The sequence below is a fragment of the Acidimicrobiales bacterium genome (assembly GCA_022452035.1).
Classification (GTDB): Bacteria; Actinomycetota; Acidimicrobiia; order Acidimicrobiales; family MedAcidi-G1; genus UBA9410.
Map to the genome: position 1 here is coordinate 1 of JAKURV010000023.1, position 17764 is coordinate 17764.

Sequence of the window (17764 nt, forward strand, 5' to 3'; positions counted from 1 at the left end):
TAGGTCTTGCACGCCGGGGGCGTACAACATTGCGCGAACACCGCTCTACTGGACGGTGGTGTGTTGTCGCCACAATTCTTCCACCGCCCTAATTGAGGGCCAAGTCATTCGACCTCGATGTATATGCACTCTCCGGGGCACTCCTCAGCGGACTCAATGGTGGCGTCCAAATGCTCGTCAGGGACTCCGGCCATGCCTCCGGCCATCTTGTAGACGGGCTCACCTGTGGGGGAACCGTCGGGGCCGTACATCGTCGGCCAGTCGGCTTCCTTGACGTAGGCCAGCCCGTCGTCGTGCATCTCAAAGATGTCGGGGCAGATCTCGGCACAGATGCCATCACCAGTGCAGAGGTCTTGGTCGATCCAGACCTTCATGGGATCAAGTTAGTTCGACTGTTGAGGGATTCAATTTCGCCCCGCCCCCCTACGGGGTGGGGTGACAGACTCAGACCGTGAAGAAGTACGTGGTCCTGGTGGCTTTGCTGCTGGTTGCCTCCGCGTGCAGCAGCAATGTGGAAACGACCGCACCCGTTGCCACCACTTCTGTTCCGACACCTACGACGGCTATTCCCTCCACGACTGGTGCACCAACGACCACCGCCGCACCAACCACCACCGCCGCACCGACCTGGACGTCTGATTCGACCTGGGACATGTGCCTCGTGACCGCCCCCGGCGGCCGCAGGTACGAGTGGCTCAACCACGAAACCTGGATGTCCCTCGAGCGGCAGCGCCGGGAAATCCAGAGATCCCTCACGCCGGACGGAGGTGGCGCCACCACCGCATCCGCCGCTTCTCGGGAAGCGGGTGACCACGTGGCCCTGATCGACGGCTTCGCTGACGCGCGCTGTGACCTCATCGTCACCATCGGAGCCGAAATGGGCGAGGCGACGACGGCCAATGCCCGTCGGCATCCCGATGTCGCCTTCATCGGCATCGACCAGCACCACGGCGAGGAACTCCCGAATCTGGCTGGGCTGGTCTTCCCCGAGGATCGTGCAGGGTTCCTCGTCGGAGCACTCGCCGCGTCGGCGACCGTGACCGAGATCGTCGCCGTGGTGTTGGATTCGGGCACCGAACCCTCGTCGGTCGCCTACGGCACCGGCTTTACCAACGGGGTTGCCCACGTCGATCCCGACGTCGAGGTCCTCTCGATCGTCCACCCGGTCAACAGAGGGGAACCGGACGCCGACTGGGGAGCGACCGCGGCCCGTGAAGCCCTCGATGGCGGCGCCGACGTCGTGTTCGGACCCGGGAGCGGAAGCGGGCGCGGAGTGCTGGTGGAGGTGGCCGGAACGGGGTACAACGCCCGAAACGGAGCACTATGCATTGGCGCAGAGGCCGACGATTGGCTTCAGGTGATCAAAGCCCGGCGGTGTCTGCTCACCAGCGTCTTGAAACTGCCCAACGAATTCCACAGCATGTACTGGCGCCCGGGTCGACCGTCTCACATCAAGCATTACGAGGAGGCGCTGGACCTGCCGTCCGAATACGAGAGCGAGCGCTCCTACTCCACCCTGGCACTCATCAACCAGGAGTTCCTCCTCGGAGGCACCCCATCCGGTGGTCACGTCGGACCAGTCGGCCTGCACTTCTTCAACCTCTGGAGCGCCCACAAGACGGGAGTCCCTAATCGGACCTTTTGGCCATCCGACGATCTCAAGTCGATGCTGGCCGACCTCACCGGAACCCTTTGGACCGGCGAAGTCCCGGCCTCGTAGGGACCTAACCTTCAGGCCAACGCGTCGACCGCCCCTGTGAAGACCTTGTCCAGACGGGTTAGGCACTCACGTTCGGCCCACGCTCGGCTTTCCAACTTCTTTCCAACTAGGCCGTTAGGCAGTCCAGATGAGGCCGCCGACCTTTTCTCCTGCCGCCCCAGTCCGTCAGACGCCTGAGCGCTCCACGAGGTCTGTGATTGCGTCCAGGATCCGCGGCCACGCCCCTTCGGGCCATTCGTGGCCCATGCCTTCGATCCAGACCATCTCCGCTCCGGGAATGGCGTCGGCGGTTCTCTGGCCGTACCCGGGTGGCACGAGACGGTCGTCGGTCCCGTGCACAACGGTCGTCGGCACGTCCAGGCCGGCCAGGGCAGCCCGGCGGTCTCCGTCGGCCGCGAAAGCCGCGTACTGGCGGTCGGTGCCCTCGGGGTGCCAGGCCCTGTCGACGGCGGTGACCGCGAGCTGGCCCATGTACTCCTCGTCGAACTCGAAGCCGCTGCCACTGATGAGCCTGAAGGTCTCCATCGAGCTGTTGATGCGCTCCTCCCTGGTCTCGGGATCCGAGCCCAGTTTCAACAGTTTCATCGTCAGCCCCACCGACGCGCTCGGCGGCCTGGTGCTCGACATGATCGAGCACAGAGAGCGGACGCGCTCCGGGTGCTCAATGGCGAGGCGCTGGGCGATCATGCCGCCCATGGACACCCCCACGATGTGCGCCGAGTCGATTCCGAGGGAGTCCAGCACCCCGGCGGCATCCTCGGCCATGTCGCACAGCCTGTAGGCCGCCTTCGGCCGAATGCTCAGAGCCGACTTCAACCACAGGAGCGCCGGGTTGGGGCGGGGATGGTCGTCGAACCAGGTGGACAGGCCCACGTCGCGGTTGTCGAAGCGGACCACGTGGAACCCCCGACCGGCCAGCTGCTCCACAAAGCCGTCGGGCCAGTGCACCAGTTGGAAGCTGATGCCCATGATCAGCAGGATTGTCGGGTCCCGAGGGTCACCGGAGGTCTCCACCTCGATGTCGATTCCGTTCGCCCGGACCTTTGTCATGGTTCTCCCCCACATGCGGTCGGCCCGCCATGGAGCCTGACACCGAGAAGACCTGCCACGCCAGCCTGGTCTGGGCCCAGCGTTAGCATCGGTATATCGCTTGAGGTCCCGGGGGGATGCAGATGTCCGAGACGCGTGCTGCATGGGCTGAGTTGCTCGAGGTGCTGGCCGAGGCCGGTGAGCGGTTTGCCGGCAAGGAGTGGATGGTGGTCGACGACCGCGACGTCGCCGAGGCCCACCGCACAATCGCCCACATTCTCCAGTCGGGACTGGTGAGCCACGCCGAGTTCGATCCGGAACGTCCGGTGTGGCGCCGTATCGTGACGCCGACCCGCAAGTTCAGCGGCGACAATGCCGATGCCATCTACTTTGAGGCCCCTATCCGGGGCGACTGCACCTACCGGATCACTGGCAATTTGACCCAAGCGGTGTACACGGCGTTCACAGTGGAGGCCGGCGCCAACGACGGCTCGTACCCGGACCGTACCGACGGGATGCTCAACGACACGCAGTTTGACGTCGCCGCCGACGGCTCCTACGAAATCACCCTCGGAGGTGAGCCCCAGGACCGGAACTGGTTGGGGCTGTCGGTCGATGCCGGTCGCCTCACTAGCCGCCACTACTTCGAATGGGAGTCCTCGGCCGCCGGCACCGATGTCCACCTACCGCTGACTATCGCAAACCTCAACCCACCTGATGAGCCGCCGCCACCGTGGGATGACGACTCGGTGGCTGCTGCCATCAGACGGGTAGCCACCCATGTAAGAAGCAAGACCACCGACGGTCCCCGGCCGGCCGGCCGAGCCGCGCCACCCGACTGGGTGGGCCAAATCCCCAATGAATTTCCGGTACCTCAGGAGCCCGGCGATATTGCTTTATCGGCCGCAGACGCGCACTACTCGCTTGGTCGCTGGCTGCTTGGGCCGGATGAAGCGCTGGTTGTCACCGGCCGGTGGCCCGTGTGTCGTTTTGCCAGCGTCTGCGCCTGGAACCGGTTCCTACAGACCCTTGACTACGTGAATCGGCCGGTCAGTAGGAACAGGGCCACCACCACCCTCGAAGCCGACGGCTCGTTCCGTATGGTCGTGGCCCACGCCGACCCCGGCATCCCTAACTGGATCGACACCGAGGGTCGGGCTTCTGGCACCCTGTTCTTCCGTTTCTTTCTGGCAGAGGGCGACATCGACCCCCTGAGGGCCGAAGTGGTCCCGTTCGCCGAGATAGAGACTTGACGTGGACTGCTCTCACCCCATGGGGCGGGGAGGACACCGAAGCCCCCAGGTGTAGATACGGGCAGCCGTCAGGCGGCGAGGACGAAGCGGTCGCCGAGACGGACGGTGCCCGGGTTGGTGACCTCGGCGTAGGTGCCGAGGCAGGCGAAGACGCCCATGCCGGTGTCGTGGCGGGCGTGCTCGGCCAGCGCCTGCAGGACCTCCCGCTGGGCACCGAGGTCACCCTGCGGAAGGGTCGTCATCACGCACCGGGGCGCCGGCCCGTCGATGTGGAGGCCCACGTCGCCAGCGGTAGCGGCCCGGTCCACCCAGGCCAGGTCGACGAACCCGGGGGCGGCCTCCATCACCGACCTCAACAGCGCGGTGGGGCGGAAGCGTCGAATCGGTACCTCGGCACCGATCAACTCCGACAGGTGCGCTACGGAGTCCTCGACGACCAGGTGGACGGCAGCCAGGTCCACGAACGACGCTCGCTCCGTCATCATCGCCACCGGGAGTTCCACCTCGACCTCGGACAGGGCCGTCCCCGGGATCTCCGGCCACTCGCTGTCGTAGGTCTCCTCGCGGCCGGCCTCGACGGGGGCCAGAACCAGCGGCCGGTCGAAGGCCCGAGACAGCGCCGTGTCGAGGTCCGGGTCGCCGGCAGTCCATGTCTGGCCGCCCGGCGAGGCCACCTCAACCGTTCCGTCGTCGGTGATCCGGGCCGACCAGTCGAGCAGACCACCGAACGGCCGGGGCTTCTTGGCGCTGGCCAGCCGATCGGTGTCCAAATCGCGGACGCCCCACCGTCGGTCCCCAGCCACCCCGTCGGCGTCGAGTTCCACCGCCTCGACGGCCTCGCCGGCCATCGACTTAACGGGGTACCGCCAGAGCCCGTTCACTTCGTAGGCGTCGCTCACGCGTCCTCTCCTTACAGTCGCAGTCTGTCACCCCTCCCCTGGGGGGCGGTCGACGTCAGGAGCCCTAGGTGTAGATACGCGCAGCCGTCCGACGGTGCCGCACGCCCTCGGGCTGGACACTGTTCTCAGGTCAGCGGGTGGTTTTCTCCAGCATTGAAAGGATCCATTCCCCAGATGTCGTTGGCGCGTAGTGCGGTGGGTCGTTTGGCGACGTGCAGGTGGGAATACATTCGATGACGGTGTCATATGCGGGTTGGTGAAAAAAAACAATCGAGAGGCGGTCGGCAGAGCGACCTTCGGGGATGATCACACGGTGGTAAGTGGACTTCCACTGGTCGTTGGTCCAAGAGGCCATGAGGTCACCCAGGTTGATGACAAACGCATTAGGGACAAGCGGGATGTCTTCCCATTCTCCGTCAGTTGATTTGATTTGCAATCCGGGCTCACCGTCATGGAAAAGGATGGAGAGACTGCCCCAGTCGGTGTGTTCACTTCGCCGGAACTGATCCCGGGCTGCAGGCCGCTCAAGTTCCGGGTAGTAGTTGACCGTCAGACTGGTGATGTGGTCCCGGACCTTGTCGTCAAACCAGTGCTCGTTAAGCCTGAGGGCTAATGCCATCAGCCTCATGAGACAAGTCGCTAGGTCTTCCATAACCCCGTAGTAAGTCTCGAAGGCGTGTTTGAAGCCTTCGGGCCGTTCTGGCCAGATGTTCGGAGCGAAGAAAGCCTCACGGCCCTCTTGCAGACCAGATCGGAGGGCGACCTCATGGTCGTCAAACCGATTGATGGAGAATGCCTCACACAGATCTGGCGGAGTCACGATGTCTCGCGACAATGCCAGCGTGGACGTCTCGATTGGTGTGAACCCTCGGAAAACACCAGGGCCGCTGATGCAGCACATCTTTTCCTCATGAGGAAGCGAGAAGAACTCGCGTGATACGGCTTCTATGCCCCTGATGACCTCGTCGGATACGCCGTGGCCGGTGACTACGAGAAACCCGGTGTCTTCGCATGCTTCGCGGATTTTCTCCACTACCTCTTCGCGGTGTGCACCCGGTTGGAAAGCGCCGGTTAGATCCACCAGTGGTATTCGTGAGGTCAGTCCCACCGTCGGTCCCCAGCCACCCCGTCGGCGTCGAGATCAGTGGCCACTAGGAGGGGGGCTGTTCCTGTTCCAAGAAGCCCACCCACCGACCAACTCTGATAACTCCAGATCACACTTGTAACAGAACTCGTACTCGTCGTCGCTCTCAGTCTTGTCAGGAATAGTGACGCCACAGCGTGGACAGGAGTCGAAGGCCTTGGGCGACGGAGCGCTGTCCACAGTTGGAGTCTGCCACCCCCCTGAGGGGGCGTAATCAACCGTTGGAAGCAACCGATTGCCGCACGAGTGGGAACTTGTCACCCACAACATGATCTCCTGACGAGAGCGACGGGTCGATGTAGGTATCCAGCGCCGGCTGTCCGTTATAGGTCACGTCATCACCGAGCCAGTTGACAGAGAACGCGGCCCGCCGCCTGTCGAGACGATTACCCGGTGCGCAATGGAGTGTGTGGGACCACCAAACCAACATGTCTCCCGGATGCAGGCTCGTTACCAGGATGCGATCGTCCTGGTTGATCGGCGGTAGAGGGAGCTCAGAGCGGGCGTGCCGGTAGGCGGCACTCGGATCGCCGAAGTCGACAGCGCGATAGAGGGTGGATGAACTGTGCGAACCGGCCAGAAATCGCAGTGCCGATTCGAGCGGAATGTGATCCAACGCAACCCAGCTGTTGACCACCTTCGTTCCATCGAGTGGGTAGTAGGAGTGGTCTTGGTGCCATGGCGTGAGCGCACTGTCGCTGTGAGCTTCCTTGATCAACAGGAAGTCGTAGAACAGTGTCAACGTCGAGCTGTCGAGCAGTGGCCACACGAGATCGGCGAGAGGAGAGTCAAAGATGAACCGCTGGAAGGGTTCCACGGTCTGCCACGCTCCTGAACTGAACGAGAACTGACCCTTGTCGCCCTCGCGCTTCACCACATCGAGATCGACGCTCGCACCGGCTAACGCTGCGACGATTCCGTCTTCGACGATCGAGAGCCACGAGGCCTCGAACGCTCCCCGGAGACAGACGACGCCGTCGTCGCCGAGGGCCTGGCGTGCATCGCCGTCGGCGCTTACCAAGCCGGCATCAAACGACTGGATCGACTCCGTGGACAACTGCTGCACGACAACAGGATCGCTTTCGTCGGGGCACTAAAGCCAGTCATTCGGTGTCACCCACGAGAGGCCGTACCAGGGAACCTTTGCCGATTTTGGAGATCCACCACCAGAGCGGCCGTTTTGAACAGACTGACGGGCGAGGACATTGTCCCCTCCATGCCCTCAGGAACGGCCGCCCCTACTGGGCGGTCGTTCTCTCGGTAGGGCACCTTCCCCCATGAGTGCCGATGTCATCTACGTGCATCGGAATTTCTACGGGAGTCGCTAGAACATTGCTCCGGGAACCGTCTCTTCCCATAGGGGCGTACCACCAATGCGAAACCCCTGCCTGTATTGAGGCGGAGGCTAGGTGCCACCTCGATGGCCCCCGTTATGTACGAGCGGTGGGTCCGACGGTGTCTCATGCGGTCGGGTTGGACGCTGTTTTGGGCTGAAAAAGCAGAAAGGCCGCCCGAAGGCGGCTGAAATCATGTCGACGACCCCAATTTTACCACACCTAGATTTTCAATGTCGGATCCTGGGTGGGGTTTCTTCAGAACCCCCACCCCGCAGGGGAAATTGGCGACGCCAGGAGCCCTATGTGTAGATACACACCTGTGAACTGTGCCGGACTAATTCCGGTTTATGGCATGGCCCGATCGCTTAGATCGACGATTGTGGCATCGACCCAGCCAGCGGCCACGAACTCATCAACGATGGCCTTCGCGTACCGCCAGGCCCCGAGGGCCTCCAGATGGCCGTAGGGCGGAGGAGACCGCAACTCCCCCATCCCGTCGATACAGCCAGGCTCTGCCTCCTCACAAGGCGCAGACTGGAGGAAGCGTCCGCCCGGTGACACCGACGCCCAAGTCGAGAGGAACCGGACGTTCCCACCGGGATACCGCTCGGGCATGGTCCGAAAGACTGGGTGGGTCCCCGAGACCAGGTCTCCCCGACTCACCGGTTGGTCGACGAACAGCACCCGACTCTCAGTGCGTACCGCCAGATCGACGAGGCGTTCGCTGTCGGCAAGGTACTTCTCCTCATAGGCCTCGCCACGCAGCGGCCTCCCATCGGCGCCGGCCATGCACGGGGTCAGAGCGTTCCCGCCGTGGTCGACTACATATACGTGAGGATTCCACTCCTCAAGATTCTCAAAACCAAGGTCGCCGCCGCGGTCGGCGAACCAGTCGCACAGGGCCGTGCCGGCGAAGTGTCGCCGTTCAACGTCGGCGAACCGGCCAAGGATCCACTTCAGGTATGGCGAAATCTGGTCGGTGATCGAGTCTCCAGTGAGCACCACCCGAAGTCTCTCTCCGGGTTCCAGTTGGATGGGCGAGGGCGGTGGTTCGGCCAGCACAGTGGTCGACGCCAGATCGACGACTGTCGTAGCGATTGGAACGGTTGTCGTCGCCGGCTCCGCTGTGGTGGTAGGTGGAACCGTGGCGGTAGACGGAACTGCAGCACTCGCGGGTGTTGTAGTTGTAGTCAGAGCCTCCGTGGTCGTCGCCGGTACCGCGGTTGTTGTCGGCGCCACCGTCGTGGTCGATACCGCGTTCGTGGTTGGTGTCGTGGTCGGCGCCGTGTTCGCGATAGGTGTCGTAGTCGTGGTCGTTGATTCAGTCGAGGTTGGTGCTGCTGTGTCAGAACTACCGCCACACCCCGAGACGATCAACAAGACCGTCACCGCAACAGCGTGCGCCCTCACATCCCAAGTCTGTCACCCCTCCCCAGTGCAGGGTGGAGCGAGGTACGAGCCCCCAGATGGCGATACGTGCAGCGGCTGAAAGGAAGGCCCATCGCCTCCCGTTAGGGGTGTTCCGTTTAAGCAATTAGACCTAAGGGGTGCACTACGTAACCGGCGTCGGCTGTGTACGCACGGTGGGACTACGGTCCGCCGGTATGACCCCAACCGCAGGAAAGCACCCGACCGACAAGCGGTTCGCCACCGTCAACGGCAGGCGGATGGCCTACGTGGAGGTCGGTGAGGGCGACCCGATCGTGTTCCTGCACGGCAACCCCACGTCGTCGTACCTCTGGCGCAACGTCATCCCGCACGTGGCCGGCCTTGGACGCTGTATCGCCCCCGACCTGATCGGCCAGGGCGATTCGGAGAAGTTGGACGACTCCGGCCCCGGCTCATACCGGTTCGTGGAACACCGCACCTACCTGTGGGAACTGTTGGAACAGATCGGCGTGACGGGACGCGTGACTCTGGTCGTGCACGACTGGGGTTCGGCTCTCGGGTTCGACTGGGCCGCCAACCACCCCGAGGCGGTGGCCGGGATCTGCTACATGGAGGCCATCGTCCGGCCTATAGCTACGTGGGACGAGTGGCCCGAGGCCGCACAAGGCATCTTCCAGGCCTTCCGGTCGCCGGCGGGCGAGGACATGGTGCTGGAGAAAAACCTGTTCGTGGAGGCGGTTCTCCCTGGGGCGATGATCTGCAACCTGGCACCCGAGGACCACGACGAGTACCGGCGACCGTTCGCCGAACCGGGCGAAGGGCGGCGCCCTACTCTTACCTGGCCCCGTGAGATCCCGATAGCGGGCGAGCCGGCCGACGTGGTGTCAATCGCCTCGGCATACGCGGACTTCATGGCGTCGGCCCCGTTCCCGAAGTTGTTCGTGAACGCAGAACCCGGCGCCATCCTGACCGGCACCCAGCGCCAGTTCTGCCGTACCTGGCCCAACCAGACGGAGGTCACAGTCGCCGGAAACCACTTCATCCAGGAGGACTCCGCCGATGAGATAGGAGCGGCGCTGGCCGACTGGCACGCGTACCTGTAGGCAGCAGGCAGCCACGAGGTGAGGGCCTAAAGTCGGGCGTTATCAAGAGGGCTACAGAAAGTTAGAGAAATCACCATGGCTGGCAAAGACAAGGGTGGGCGGGCCAGCAAGACTCCCGCCTCCAAGACCGCCAAAGAGAAGCGACAGGCAAAGAAAGACAAGAAAGCAGCGAAGGGCTCCCTCTAAACCTGCTGGGGTCAGAAAAAGGGGGAGTTGGAATCTCGCCCCGTGGACTAGTGCCACGGCTGGGGCTTGTGCGATGCCATTTGTCAAACTCCAGCGGGCAGCTACCGGGAGAGATCAATGACTCTGATACACGGCGAAGTGGCAGAAGGATTCGGGCCTGTCGCCGACGCCTTTGCCGACAACTTTGATCAGCGCGGCGAGGTCGGGGCCGCCTTCTGCCTTTACCTCGGTGGTAGCAGCGTGGTCGACGTCTGGGGTGGGATAGCCGATCCGGCAACCGGTCGCCCATGGGAGCGGGACACCCTCCAGTTGCACTTCTCGACCACCAAGGGCGTAGCCGCAATCTGTGCCGCCATTCTTTACGAACGAGGCCAGCTTGACTACGACTCACCGGTGACCGCCTACTGGCCCGAATTCGCGGCCGGCGGTAAGGGAGCAGTGACCGTCGCCCAGTGCATGTCCCACCAAGCCGGCCTGGCAGCCGTCGACACCCCGCTCACCCTCGACGAGATCTGCGACAAGGAACCTGTGCTCCGCGCCCTCGAGGTTCAAGAGCCCCTGTGGGCGCCGGGAACGGCCAACGGGTACCACGCCATCACCTACGGGTGGATCGTCGGCGAGATCCTGAAGCGGATCGACGGACGGCCCATCGGCCGCTTCCTAGCCGATGAGGTGGCCGGGACCCTGGGTATCGATTCGTTCATCGGTCTTCCTGAATCCGAAGAACACCGGGTCGCCCAGCTCATCCCCGCACCGGTGATCACTGACCCGCCAACTATCGAGCTAATAACGGCGATGATGGGTCCCGGATCTCTCGGCTACCGGTCCCTCACCATGGACGGAGCGATGCTCGGCGACCAGGAATACGATCCCTCCGTTCCTCTCCAAATAGACACCTTCAACTCCCGCCAGGTACATGCAGCTGAGATTCCCGGAGCAGCCGGAATCAGCGAGGCCCGCGCTCTAGCCCGGATGTACGGGGCGTGTGTGAGCGAGATCGACGGGATCCGACTGATCAGTGACGACACGGTCCAGACGGTGCGGGCCGAGCGCTCGCGCGGGCCTGACAAGAGCCTCATTGTGGAATGTGCATGGGGAATGGGATTCATGAGGCACCTTGATACGAACCCGATGTTGACCGGAGAATCATTCGGACACCCGGGAGCCGGTGGTTCCCTGGCCTTCGGAGATCTCGACCATCAGGTGGGCTTCGGCTACGTCATGAACCAGATGGGCAACGGAGTCGCTGGAGACCCCCGGGCGAACGCTTTGATCGAGGCGGTCCGTTCCTGTCTGTGAACGACCGGAGTGGTCCCTTAAAAGCGGAATAGCAAGATCAGGTTCTGGCTTTCCGTGGTCCACTCCCAGGGGCGCACTACATACCCGAAAGCCCTGCCTGTGTTGAGGCCAAGGCTAAGTGAGCCAACTCGATGGCCGGGGGGGTCGTCAACCTGTCACAAGGTCAACTCAACTGCCACAGCAGCAGCCATCTCTGCCAGGGAGAAGAAGAGGTAGTCGGTTGCTGGAAGATCGGAAGTAGCTGTCTCCGAGAGACGGTTACGGTCGATCCAAGCGTTGTCAAGACCGATTGAGCGGGCTGGGATGTGGTCGTGTCGAACGCCCTGCGCCGTATGCAAGATGTCCGACTTGCCGTACCCCAGATCAGACTCCACGTGTTTGATCAGATACTCGAAGTTAGAGAGGTCCGGCTTGTACGAGCCGATGTCCTCAGCTGTGTAGACGGCATCAAACTCAATACCCAACAGAGCGCTGGAAGCTGCAAAGCCCGCACGATCAACGTTCGAGAGAATGACGAGCCCAAAGTGCTCTGACAGGAACCTAAGAGCTTCGGTTGAGTCGGGAAACGCCGGCCAAGATGGAACTGACGCACCGAACGCATGATCGAGTATTGGTGTCGTGACTAGCTTCAGGTCCTCGGCTAGCGCCCGGTGCACACATTCCAGAACGGTGGGATAGGCCATGGTGGGTGTTGCAACCTGCTGCTCCGCTTCAAAGTTGTTGAAGGCCGCAATCAAGGCGTTTCGCGTGAGCCCAGTCGCTGGGTTCTCTCTAAGCAGCGGTTGGAACGCTTCCCAGATTCCGGCCTCCCAGTCGATGAGTGTGCCGTAACAGTCGAAGGTAAGAACTGAGTGGTCAGTGAGTCGGCGAGTCATTTTCGAATAGAACCCATGTGTTGGTTGTCCTCTGGGTCTGACCCGATTCAGATCCCGTGGACTTCGACCCTGTGTAGGTCGTCGCCTAACTCGATGGTGCCGGAGAAGTGGACGGCAGCAAGGTCACGCCAGTCCTCGCCACCGCCGGATGGGAATGCTGGTACGTAGTGCGTAAGCACCAGGGTCTCCATTGAAGCCCGTGCCGCTGTCTTCGCAGCCTCTTCGGGAGAGGAGTGATAGTTGAGTATGTCTTGCGCCCTCTGCGCTGGAACGTTCTCGATGATGTCCTTGCGGATGACCGTGTGCACTAGAGCCTGCGCACCAGTGCACAGCCTGTCGAGGCCTTCGCACGGCACGGTGTCACCGGCGACGACTAGCGACGCGCCCTCGTAGTCCAGGCGGAATCCGATACTGGGTTCTACCGGTTTGTGGTCTGTGGGGGCGCAGGAGACACGTACCTGTCCGCCTAGGTCGATCTCCTCCTCGGTCACTTCGATGACCTCGACCTGGGGTGGGTAGTTCAGGTCTTCGTGGTGGGAGGTGCGGTAGCCGATGTCTGGTTCAAGCGAGGCGAGGATGTGGTCGATGACGGACCTCGTCCCAACAGGACCGACGATGATGAGTGGTGATGGTTCGAAGGTCATGACCCACCTGGTGGTGATCACGTCGTTCAGGTCGGTGATGTGATCGCTGTGTAAATGGGTCAGCAGCACAGCACTGAGTTGGCCTGCACTGCTACCGGCACCCCCCAGTCGCATGAGTACTGCTCGGCCAGCGTCGATCAGAAACTGTTCAGTGCCACCGGTAACGAGCGTGGCTGGTCCGGCTCGGTTCGGGTCGGGCAGGGGGCTACCGGTCCCCAGGAGTGTGATGGCAAGCATGTGATCTTCGTGACAGTGCTTCGGACTAGGTGACGCTCTCTAATGAGAGCCGGCACGCCGACAGTTCTCGACGATTGCGTCTCGGATCTCAAGCCAGCGTGGTCTGGGCAGGTCGTGTCCCATGTCTGGAATACCTAGAAATCGGGAGCCCGGAATAGCTTTGGCTGTCGTCTTTCCGCCACTCGGCTTAACCAGTGGGTCGACTAGGCCATGAATGACCAGGGTTGGCGCGATCACCGAACTCAGAAGGGTCGTGCGATCACGAGTACTGGCGATTGCCGACATCTGTCGCTCCACTCCTTCCGGTAAGAAGCTTCGGGAAACTTGCGCTTGAGCGTGTTCCCGGTGCTCTTCGGCGTCGAAGTGAGGTCCGGCAATCAGGCGGAACGTCTCCACGTTGTCTTCCACGGCTGTTTCCAGTGTGGGCTTTGGCCGCCCGACAAGCTTCGAAATCAGCGACGCAGCCATACCGCCATTTCGACGGTCGCCGGTGTTCGACATGATGGAGCACATGGTTCGGACCCGAGTCGGGTGGTTGATTGCTATCTCCTGGACGATCATTCCGCCCATTGACACACCAACGACATGGGCAGAATCGATGTTGAGATGGTCGAGGAGGCCGACGGCATCGGCTGCCATTTCGACCATCGAGTAGGCCACCCCTTTGACCGGTTTCTTGGTGAGGATCGATCGAACCACGCTGGCCTGATTAGGCGGCTTCCAGGTTCCCTGCGACGAAAGTCCACTGTCGCGATTGTCGAACCGAATGACCTGAAAGCCCTTTTCGACAAACAGCTCGACGAAGTCATCGCGCCAGTCGGTCAGCTGGCCTCCCAGGCCCATAACAAGCAGTAGTGGTTCGCCCTCGCCACGGAAGTCGTATTCGATCGTGACTCCGTTGATGTCAGCTTGGGGCATCGACGGACCGTAACCGCTGACCTGCGGGGCTGGCATTTCGTGCCATCCCCTTTGTCGTTCCTAGGAAATGATTGGGCCTGCTGGTCCTGTTATCTCAGGGTTGTCAGACCCAGGCTCGGCGGGTGAAGCGTCCCCAGGCGGCGGACCCCAAGCGTTTGCCTCATTCTCGCCGGAGCGACATGCCCAGACGATAAGCAGAATGACTCCGATCCCGGTGAGGACGATGAGTAGCCACCAACCGCTGCGACCTATGTCGTGCAGGCGCCTGATGCCGAGGGCGATACCGGGGCAGAGCCAGGCCAGTTGGTAGATCACCTCTAAGGGGCCTGGCTCATCTGAGGCGGTTCCAAAGACGAGTTCGGAAATACCACCGAGAACGAACGAGATGATGATGGTTAGAACGAAGGGATACCAGTAGGCGGCACGCGATGACCGGCCCTTGAAATCCGTGTAGCGCTTCCAGGCCTCAACGTAATGCTTCACAGATCGCTCCTAATCGTGGTGACACCTAGGCACGCAGATCTCCTGATCCGGAGATACAAGTCACTAGCGGACTCACCTTAGGGGAGGGCCTCCGAGCGGACCCGCCCGCCTGCGCGTTTGGGCACCTAGGGGCTCCAGGGTCACCCCCCTCCCCCAGAGCAAAAAATTGGGCTCTGGGCTAACTACGAGTTCGGTCACCATTACGGAATTGTTTAGGTTGCTGCAGTGACTGAAGACCTCTGGAAGCGGACCGCCAATAATTTGGCCCAGATGATCGCTGCTGGCGAGGTATCCAGCCTCGAGGTGGTCAACGCCCATCTGGATCGGATCGGCGAAGTGAACGACTGGTTGAACGCCGTCACCCGTGTGCTGGCCGATGAGGCCAGAACCGCGGCAATCGACGCTGACGCCGCCGTAGCCACTGGTGATGAACTGGGTCCCCTCCACGGTGTGCCTTGCACGGTCAAGGAGAACGTAGACGTGTCCGGCACTGCCACCACCCAAGGCCTTCCTGCGTTCGCTGAACTCATCGCCTCAACCGACGCTCCGCTAGTTGAACGCCTTAGAGGAGCGGGCGCCATCCCCATTGGCCGGACCAATCTTCCCGAACTCGGCCTCCGGGTAAGCACCGATAACCCGCTGCATGGCCTGACTCGCAACCCGTGGCACCCCGATCGAACAGCTGGCGGATCGTCCGGAGGAGAGGGCTCGGCAATCGCATCAGGAATGTCGCCCTTGGGTCTCGGCAACGACATCGGCGGCTCGGTCCGCAACCCTGCCTTCTGCTGCGGGATCACCTCAATAAAGCCCACCCATGGCCGCCTTCCGGCCTACAGCGTCTTCGAACATGACCAAAATCCGGGGTTGGCCAGTCAGGTCATGCTCACCGACGGTCCGATGGCCCGATCGGTGGCTGACCTTCGAACCGCTATGGAGGTGCTACACGGGCGTGATCCCCGGGACCCTCGATCGGTGACCGTTCCGCTGGACGGGCCCGACACCCACCGTCGGGTGGCCGTGGTCCACAGCGTCCCCGGAGTCAACTGCCACCCTTCGGTGATCGACGGAGTCGGGCGTGCCGCATCGGCCCTGACTGAGACGGGTTGGGAAGTCGTCGAAAGCACCCCTCCCGAAATGGAACGCTGCTCCGACGTCTGGGCCCACCTGCTTGCCGCCGACGTGGCGGTCCTGATGGAAGCGGCCCGACCCATCTTGAGCGAAGAACTAGCCGCCGTGCTGGACGGTCTGGCTGAGGACTATTCCAAAGCCGTGATGGCCCCACATCTCGTCCACTCCGAGATAGTCCGACTAGCGCGAGAGTGGGCGCTGTTCTTTGTCGATCACCCTGTGGTTCTCATGCCAACGTGGACAGAACCCCCTCCTGAGCACGGGTTTGACCTTGGGGGCGACGCCATTGTCTCGTTGACAGAACTACTGAGATGTATCACCCCACCCAACCTGCTCGGAATCCCGTCGGTAGCCGTCCCGGTGGGAGTCAGCGATGGCCTACCTCAAGGCGTGCAGTGCATTGCGGACCGTTGGCGCGACGACCTAGCGCTCGCCGCAGCAGCTGACGTCGAGGCGGCCCTAGGCGCCATCACCCCAATCAACCCGGTCACCACCTGAATCAACAAATCGTGATCCGCTATGACGGGGCTAAGTTCGGGTGCCATGGCCGGGCGCGAGATGTTCGCATTCCAAGGGCCAGAGTGGTACTCGCAGGTTGATGAGGAGGTCATCGAGCCCGAACTGGCAATCGTTGATCCCCACCACCACCTGTGGCGCCTCCCCGACTCCGAGTACCTGCTCGCCGACCTGTGGGCTGACACCGGGTCGGGACACCGGATTGAGCAGACGGTCTTTGTGGAGTGCGGCGCCTCCTACAGTTCCAGTGGTCCGAAACACCTCCGACCAGTGGGTGAAACCGAGTTCGTGGCCAGAGTGGCCGCCGAGTCCGCTGATGGCCCCGGGGCGCGTATTGCCGGAATCGTGGCCCATGCCGACCTCCGGCTCGGCGGCCAGCTTTCCGAGGTGCTCGACGCCCACGCCGAGGCCGGCCGGGGCCTGTTCCGCGGCATCCGCCACGCCGGATCTCACACTGAGCACCCGGAGATGCTCTTCATCCCTGGCAGGGCGCCGGCCAACCTCTTCTCCGACCCGTCCTTCCGGCAGGGGGTAAGGCTCCTAGGCGCTCTCGGCTACACCTACGAGAGTTGGCACTACCACTACCAGCTGGGCGAGTTCACTGACCTGGCCCGATCTGTACCGGAGACCACGATCATCCTCGACCACTTCGGAACCCCGCTGGGGGTGGGCCCGTACGAGTCGCAGCGCGACGACGTCTTCGCCGCCTGGAAGGCCGACGTCACAGAGTTGGCCCAATGCCCCAACGTAGTAGCGAAGCTGGGCGGTTTGGCCATGCCCGACAACGGGTTCGGCTGGCACCTGGCAGACCGTCCACCCACGTCCGACGAGATCGTCGAGGCCCATCAGGACTATTTCCTTCACACCATCGACTGCTTCGGCCCGGACAGGTGCATGTTTGAGAGCAACTTCCCGGTTGATCGCCTCTCGGTCTCTTACCGGGTGCTGTTCAATGCGTTCAAGAAGATGGTCGCCAACTTCAACGATGGCGAACGCTCGGCGATGTTCTCCGGCACGGCGGCACGGACCTATCGGCTCTGACTGGGGTAGCGCCCCGGTTGGGCCACCCCCGCACGCGGCCTACGGATCCTCCCGGAGTCGGTGGATTGTGCCTTCGGTTGATCGGGCACCACCGACGTCACGAATCTAGGCTCGACCCGTGCCTAGCGACAGCCAACTGCGGACAATGAACAGGCTGCACCGCGGCCTCCTGAAGGTCAGCGGTGGACGGTTCGGGTGGACAGCAGCCAACATGCCGGTGCTCGAGTTGACCACAGTCGGTCGAAAGTCGGGCAAACCGAGGTCGGTCATGTTGACGTCGCCGCACCGGGACGGGGACGTGATCGTGATCGTCGCCTCCAAGGGCGGAGAAGACACCCACCCAGCCTGGTTTCTCAACCTGAGGGAGAACCCGCAGGTCGTCGTCACCACGAGGGACTCCCACGAACGCCAGATGGTCGCCCAGGTCGCGTCGCCCGAGAGCCGGGACCGGCTGTGGCCGATCGTGACCGGGAAGCACACCAACTACGCCGGCTACCAGGAGAAGACGGATCGCGAGATCCCCCTGGTGCTGCTCCAACCAGCGGACTGAGATCAGAGGCTTC

The 17764-nt window shown here is 62.6% G+C and carries 19 protein-coding genes; 9 read left to right on the plus strand and 10 right to left on the minus strand.

Annotation, left to right across the window (positions count from 1 at the left end):
- Positions 1-104 precede the first annotated feature (104 nt).
- Positions 105-374 carry a ferredoxin gene (locus MK181_08440; GenBank protein MCH2419826.1) on the minus strand — a complete coding sequence of 90 codons (270 nt, stop codon included), beginning with the start codon at positions 372-374 and terminating at the stop codon, positions 105-107.
- Between the two features lie 61 nt (positions 375-435).
- On the opposite strand from MK181_08440, the gene MK181_08445 reads away from it, so the two are divergent.
- The gene (locus MK181_08445) at positions 436-639 is read left to right on the plus strand and encodes a hypothetical protein (GenBank protein ID MCH2419827.1); all 204 of its coding nucleotides are present in this window, start codon (positions 436-438) and stop codon (positions 637-639) included.
- A 73-nt stretch (positions 640-712) separates the two neighbouring features.
- Positions 713-1720 (plus strand): BMP family ABC transporter substrate-binding protein, encoded by a 1008-nt coding sequence (locus tag MK181_08450; GenBank protein MCH2419828.1) that lies wholly within the window; start codon positions 713-715, stop codon positions 1718-1720.
- Positions 1721-1885: 165 nt separating this feature from the next.
- Here MK181_08450 and MK181_08455 read toward each other — a convergent pair whose 3' ends face one another.
- Positions 1886-2770 (minus strand): alpha/beta fold hydrolase, encoded by an 885-nt coding sequence (locus tag MK181_08455; GenBank protein ID MCH2419829.1) that lies wholly within the window; start codon positions 2768-2770, stop codon positions 1886-1888.
- A gap of 122 nt (positions 2771-2892) precedes the next feature.
- Between MK181_08455 and MK181_08460 the strand changes: the two genes are divergently transcribed.
- A complete protein-coding gene (locus MK181_08460; GenBank protein MCH2419830.1) occupies positions 2893-4002 on the plus strand; it encodes a DUF1214 domain-containing protein in 1110 nt (369 codons plus the stop codon).
- Between the two features lie 68 nt (positions 4003-4070).
- Here the strand turns inward: MK181_08460 and MK181_08465 are convergent, their stop codons facing one another.
- The 4 genes from MK181_08465 to MK181_08480 all read right to left on the minus strand — a co-directional run bounded on the left by MK181_08465 (position 4071) and on the right by MK181_08480 (position 8384).
- The gene (locus MK181_08465; GenBank protein MCH2419831.1) at positions 4071-4901 is read right to left on the minus strand and encodes an MOSC domain-containing protein; all 831 of its coding nucleotides are present in this window, start codon (positions 4899-4901) and stop codon (positions 4071-4073) included.
- Positions 4902-5031: 130 nt separating this feature from the next.
- Complete coding sequence (locus MK181_08470; protein MCH2419832.1) at positions 5032-5982, minus strand: hypothetical protein; 951 nt, start codon at positions 5980-5982, stop codon at positions 5032-5034.
- Between the two features lie 277 nt (positions 5983-6259).
- Complete coding sequence (locus MK181_08475) at positions 6260-7111, minus strand: phytanoyl-CoA dioxygenase family protein (GenBank protein MCH2419833.1); 852 nt, start codon at positions 7109-7111, stop codon at positions 6260-6262.
- 616 nt (positions 7112-7727) lie between these two features.
- On the minus strand, positions 7728-8384 hold the full coding sequence (locus tag MK181_08480) for a hypothetical protein (protein ID MCH2419834.1): 657 nt from the start codon (positions 8382-8384) through the stop codon (positions 7728-7730).
- On the opposite strand from MK181_08480, the gene MK181_08485 reads away from it, so the two are divergent.
- From MK181_08485 to MK181_08495, 3 genes are all read left to right on the plus strand, one after another.
- Positions 8377-8871 (plus strand): hypothetical protein, encoded by a 495-nt coding sequence (locus MK181_08485; protein ID MCH2419835.1) that lies wholly within the window; start codon positions 8377-8379, stop codon positions 8869-8871. The two genes, MK181_08480 and MK181_08485, sit on opposite strands and share 8 nt — an antisense overlap.
- A gap of 115 nt (positions 8872-8986) precedes the next feature.
- Positions 8987-9874 (plus strand): haloalkane dehalogenase, encoded by an 888-nt coding sequence (locus tag MK181_08490; protein MCH2419836.1) that lies wholly within the window; start codon positions 8987-8989, stop codon positions 9872-9874.
- 303 nt (positions 9875-10177) lie between these two features.
- A complete protein-coding gene (locus MK181_08495; GenBank protein ID MCH2419837.1) occupies positions 10178-11359 on the plus strand; it encodes a beta-lactamase family protein in 1182 nt (393 codons plus the stop codon).
- 155 nt (positions 11360-11514) lie between these two features.
- Here the strand turns inward: MK181_08495 and MK181_08500 are convergent, their stop codons facing one another.
- From MK181_08500 to MK181_08515, 4 genes are read right to left on the minus strand one after another with little or no spacing between them, the layout of a single operon-like run.
- Positions 11515-12234 carry an HAD hydrolase-like protein gene (locus tag MK181_08500; GenBank protein ID MCH2419838.1) on the minus strand — a complete coding sequence of 240 codons (720 nt, stop codon included), beginning with the start codon at positions 12232-12234 and terminating at the stop codon, positions 11515-11517.
- 47 nt (positions 12235-12281) lie between these two features.
- Entirely contained in the window at positions 12282-13115 is an 834-nt protein-coding gene (locus MK181_08505) for a ribonuclease Z (GenBank protein ID MCH2419839.1), read from the minus strand.
- A 39-nt stretch (positions 13116-13154) separates the two neighbouring features.
- Entirely contained in the window at positions 13155-14033 is an 879-nt protein-coding gene (locus tag MK181_08510) for an alpha/beta hydrolase (protein MCH2419840.1), read from the minus strand.
- A gap of 60 nt (positions 14034-14093) precedes the next feature.
- Positions 14094-14516 (minus strand): DUF805 domain-containing protein, encoded by a 423-nt coding sequence (locus tag MK181_08515; GenBank protein MCH2419841.1) that lies wholly within the window; start codon positions 14514-14516, stop codon positions 14094-14096.
- Between the two features lie 225 nt (positions 14517-14741).
- On the opposite strand from MK181_08515, the gene MK181_08520 reads away from it, so the two are divergent.
- The 3 genes from MK181_08520 (at position 14742) to MK181_08530 (ending at position 17751) form a co-directional block, all read left to right on the plus strand.
- Positions 14742-16142 (plus strand): amidase, encoded by a 1401-nt coding sequence (locus tag MK181_08520; protein ID MCH2419842.1) that lies wholly within the window; start codon positions 14742-14744, stop codon positions 16140-16142.
- A gap of 45 nt (positions 16143-16187) precedes the next feature.
- Positions 16188-17201: an amidohydrolase family protein gene (locus tag MK181_08525; GenBank protein ID MCH2419843.1), complete on the plus strand. Its 1014-nt coding sequence runs from the start codon at positions 16188-16190 to the stop codon at positions 17199-17201.
- Between the two features lie 118 nt (positions 17202-17319).
- Positions 17320-17751, plus strand: a complete 432-nt coding sequence (locus MK181_08530) for a nitroreductase family deazaflavin-dependent oxidoreductase (protein MCH2419844.1) — start codon at positions 17320-17322, stop codon at positions 17749-17751.
- Positions 17752-17764 lie beyond the last annotated feature (13 nt).

Bases quoted from the DNA above. Each gene is read 5' to 3' on its own strand.
- MK181_08525 (MCH2419843.1), top strand. From the start codon at position 16,188: ATGGCCGGGCGCGAGATGTTCGCATTCCAAGGGCCAGAGTGGTACTCG.
- MK181_08490 (MCH2419836.1), top strand. From the start codon at position 8,987: ATGACCCCAACCGCAGGAAAGCACCCGACCGACAAGCGGTTCGCCACC.
- MK181_08460 (MCH2419830.1), top strand. From the start codon at position 2,893: ATGTCCGAGACGCGTGCTGCATGGGCTGAGTTGCTCGAGGTGCTGGCC.
- MK181_08450 (MCH2419828.1), top strand. From the start codon at position 713: ATGTCCCTCGAGCGGCAGCGCCGGGAAATCCAGAGATCCCTCACGCCG.
- MK181_08455 (MCH2419829.1), bottom strand. From the start codon at position 2,770: ATGACAAAGGTCCGGGCGAACGGAATCGACATCGAGGTGGAGACCTCC.
- MK181_08495 (MCH2419837.1), top strand. From the start codon at position 10,178: ATGACTCTGATACACGGCGAAGTGGCAGAAGGATTCGGGCCTGTCGCC.
- MK181_08510 (MCH2419840.1), bottom strand. From the start codon at position 14,033: ATGCCCCAAGCTGACATCAACGGAGTCACGATCGAATACGACTTCCGT.
- MK181_08505 (MCH2419839.1), bottom strand. From the start codon at position 13,115: ATGCTTGCCATCACACTCCTGGGGACCGGTAGCCCCCTGCCCGACCCG.
- MK181_08500 (MCH2419838.1), bottom strand. From the start codon at position 12,234: ATGACTCGCCGACTCACTGACCACTCAGTTCTTACCTTCGACTGTTAC.
- MK181_08440 (MCH2419826.1), bottom strand. From the start codon at position 374: ATGAAGGTCTGGATCGACCAAGACCTCTGCACTGGTGATGGCATCTGT.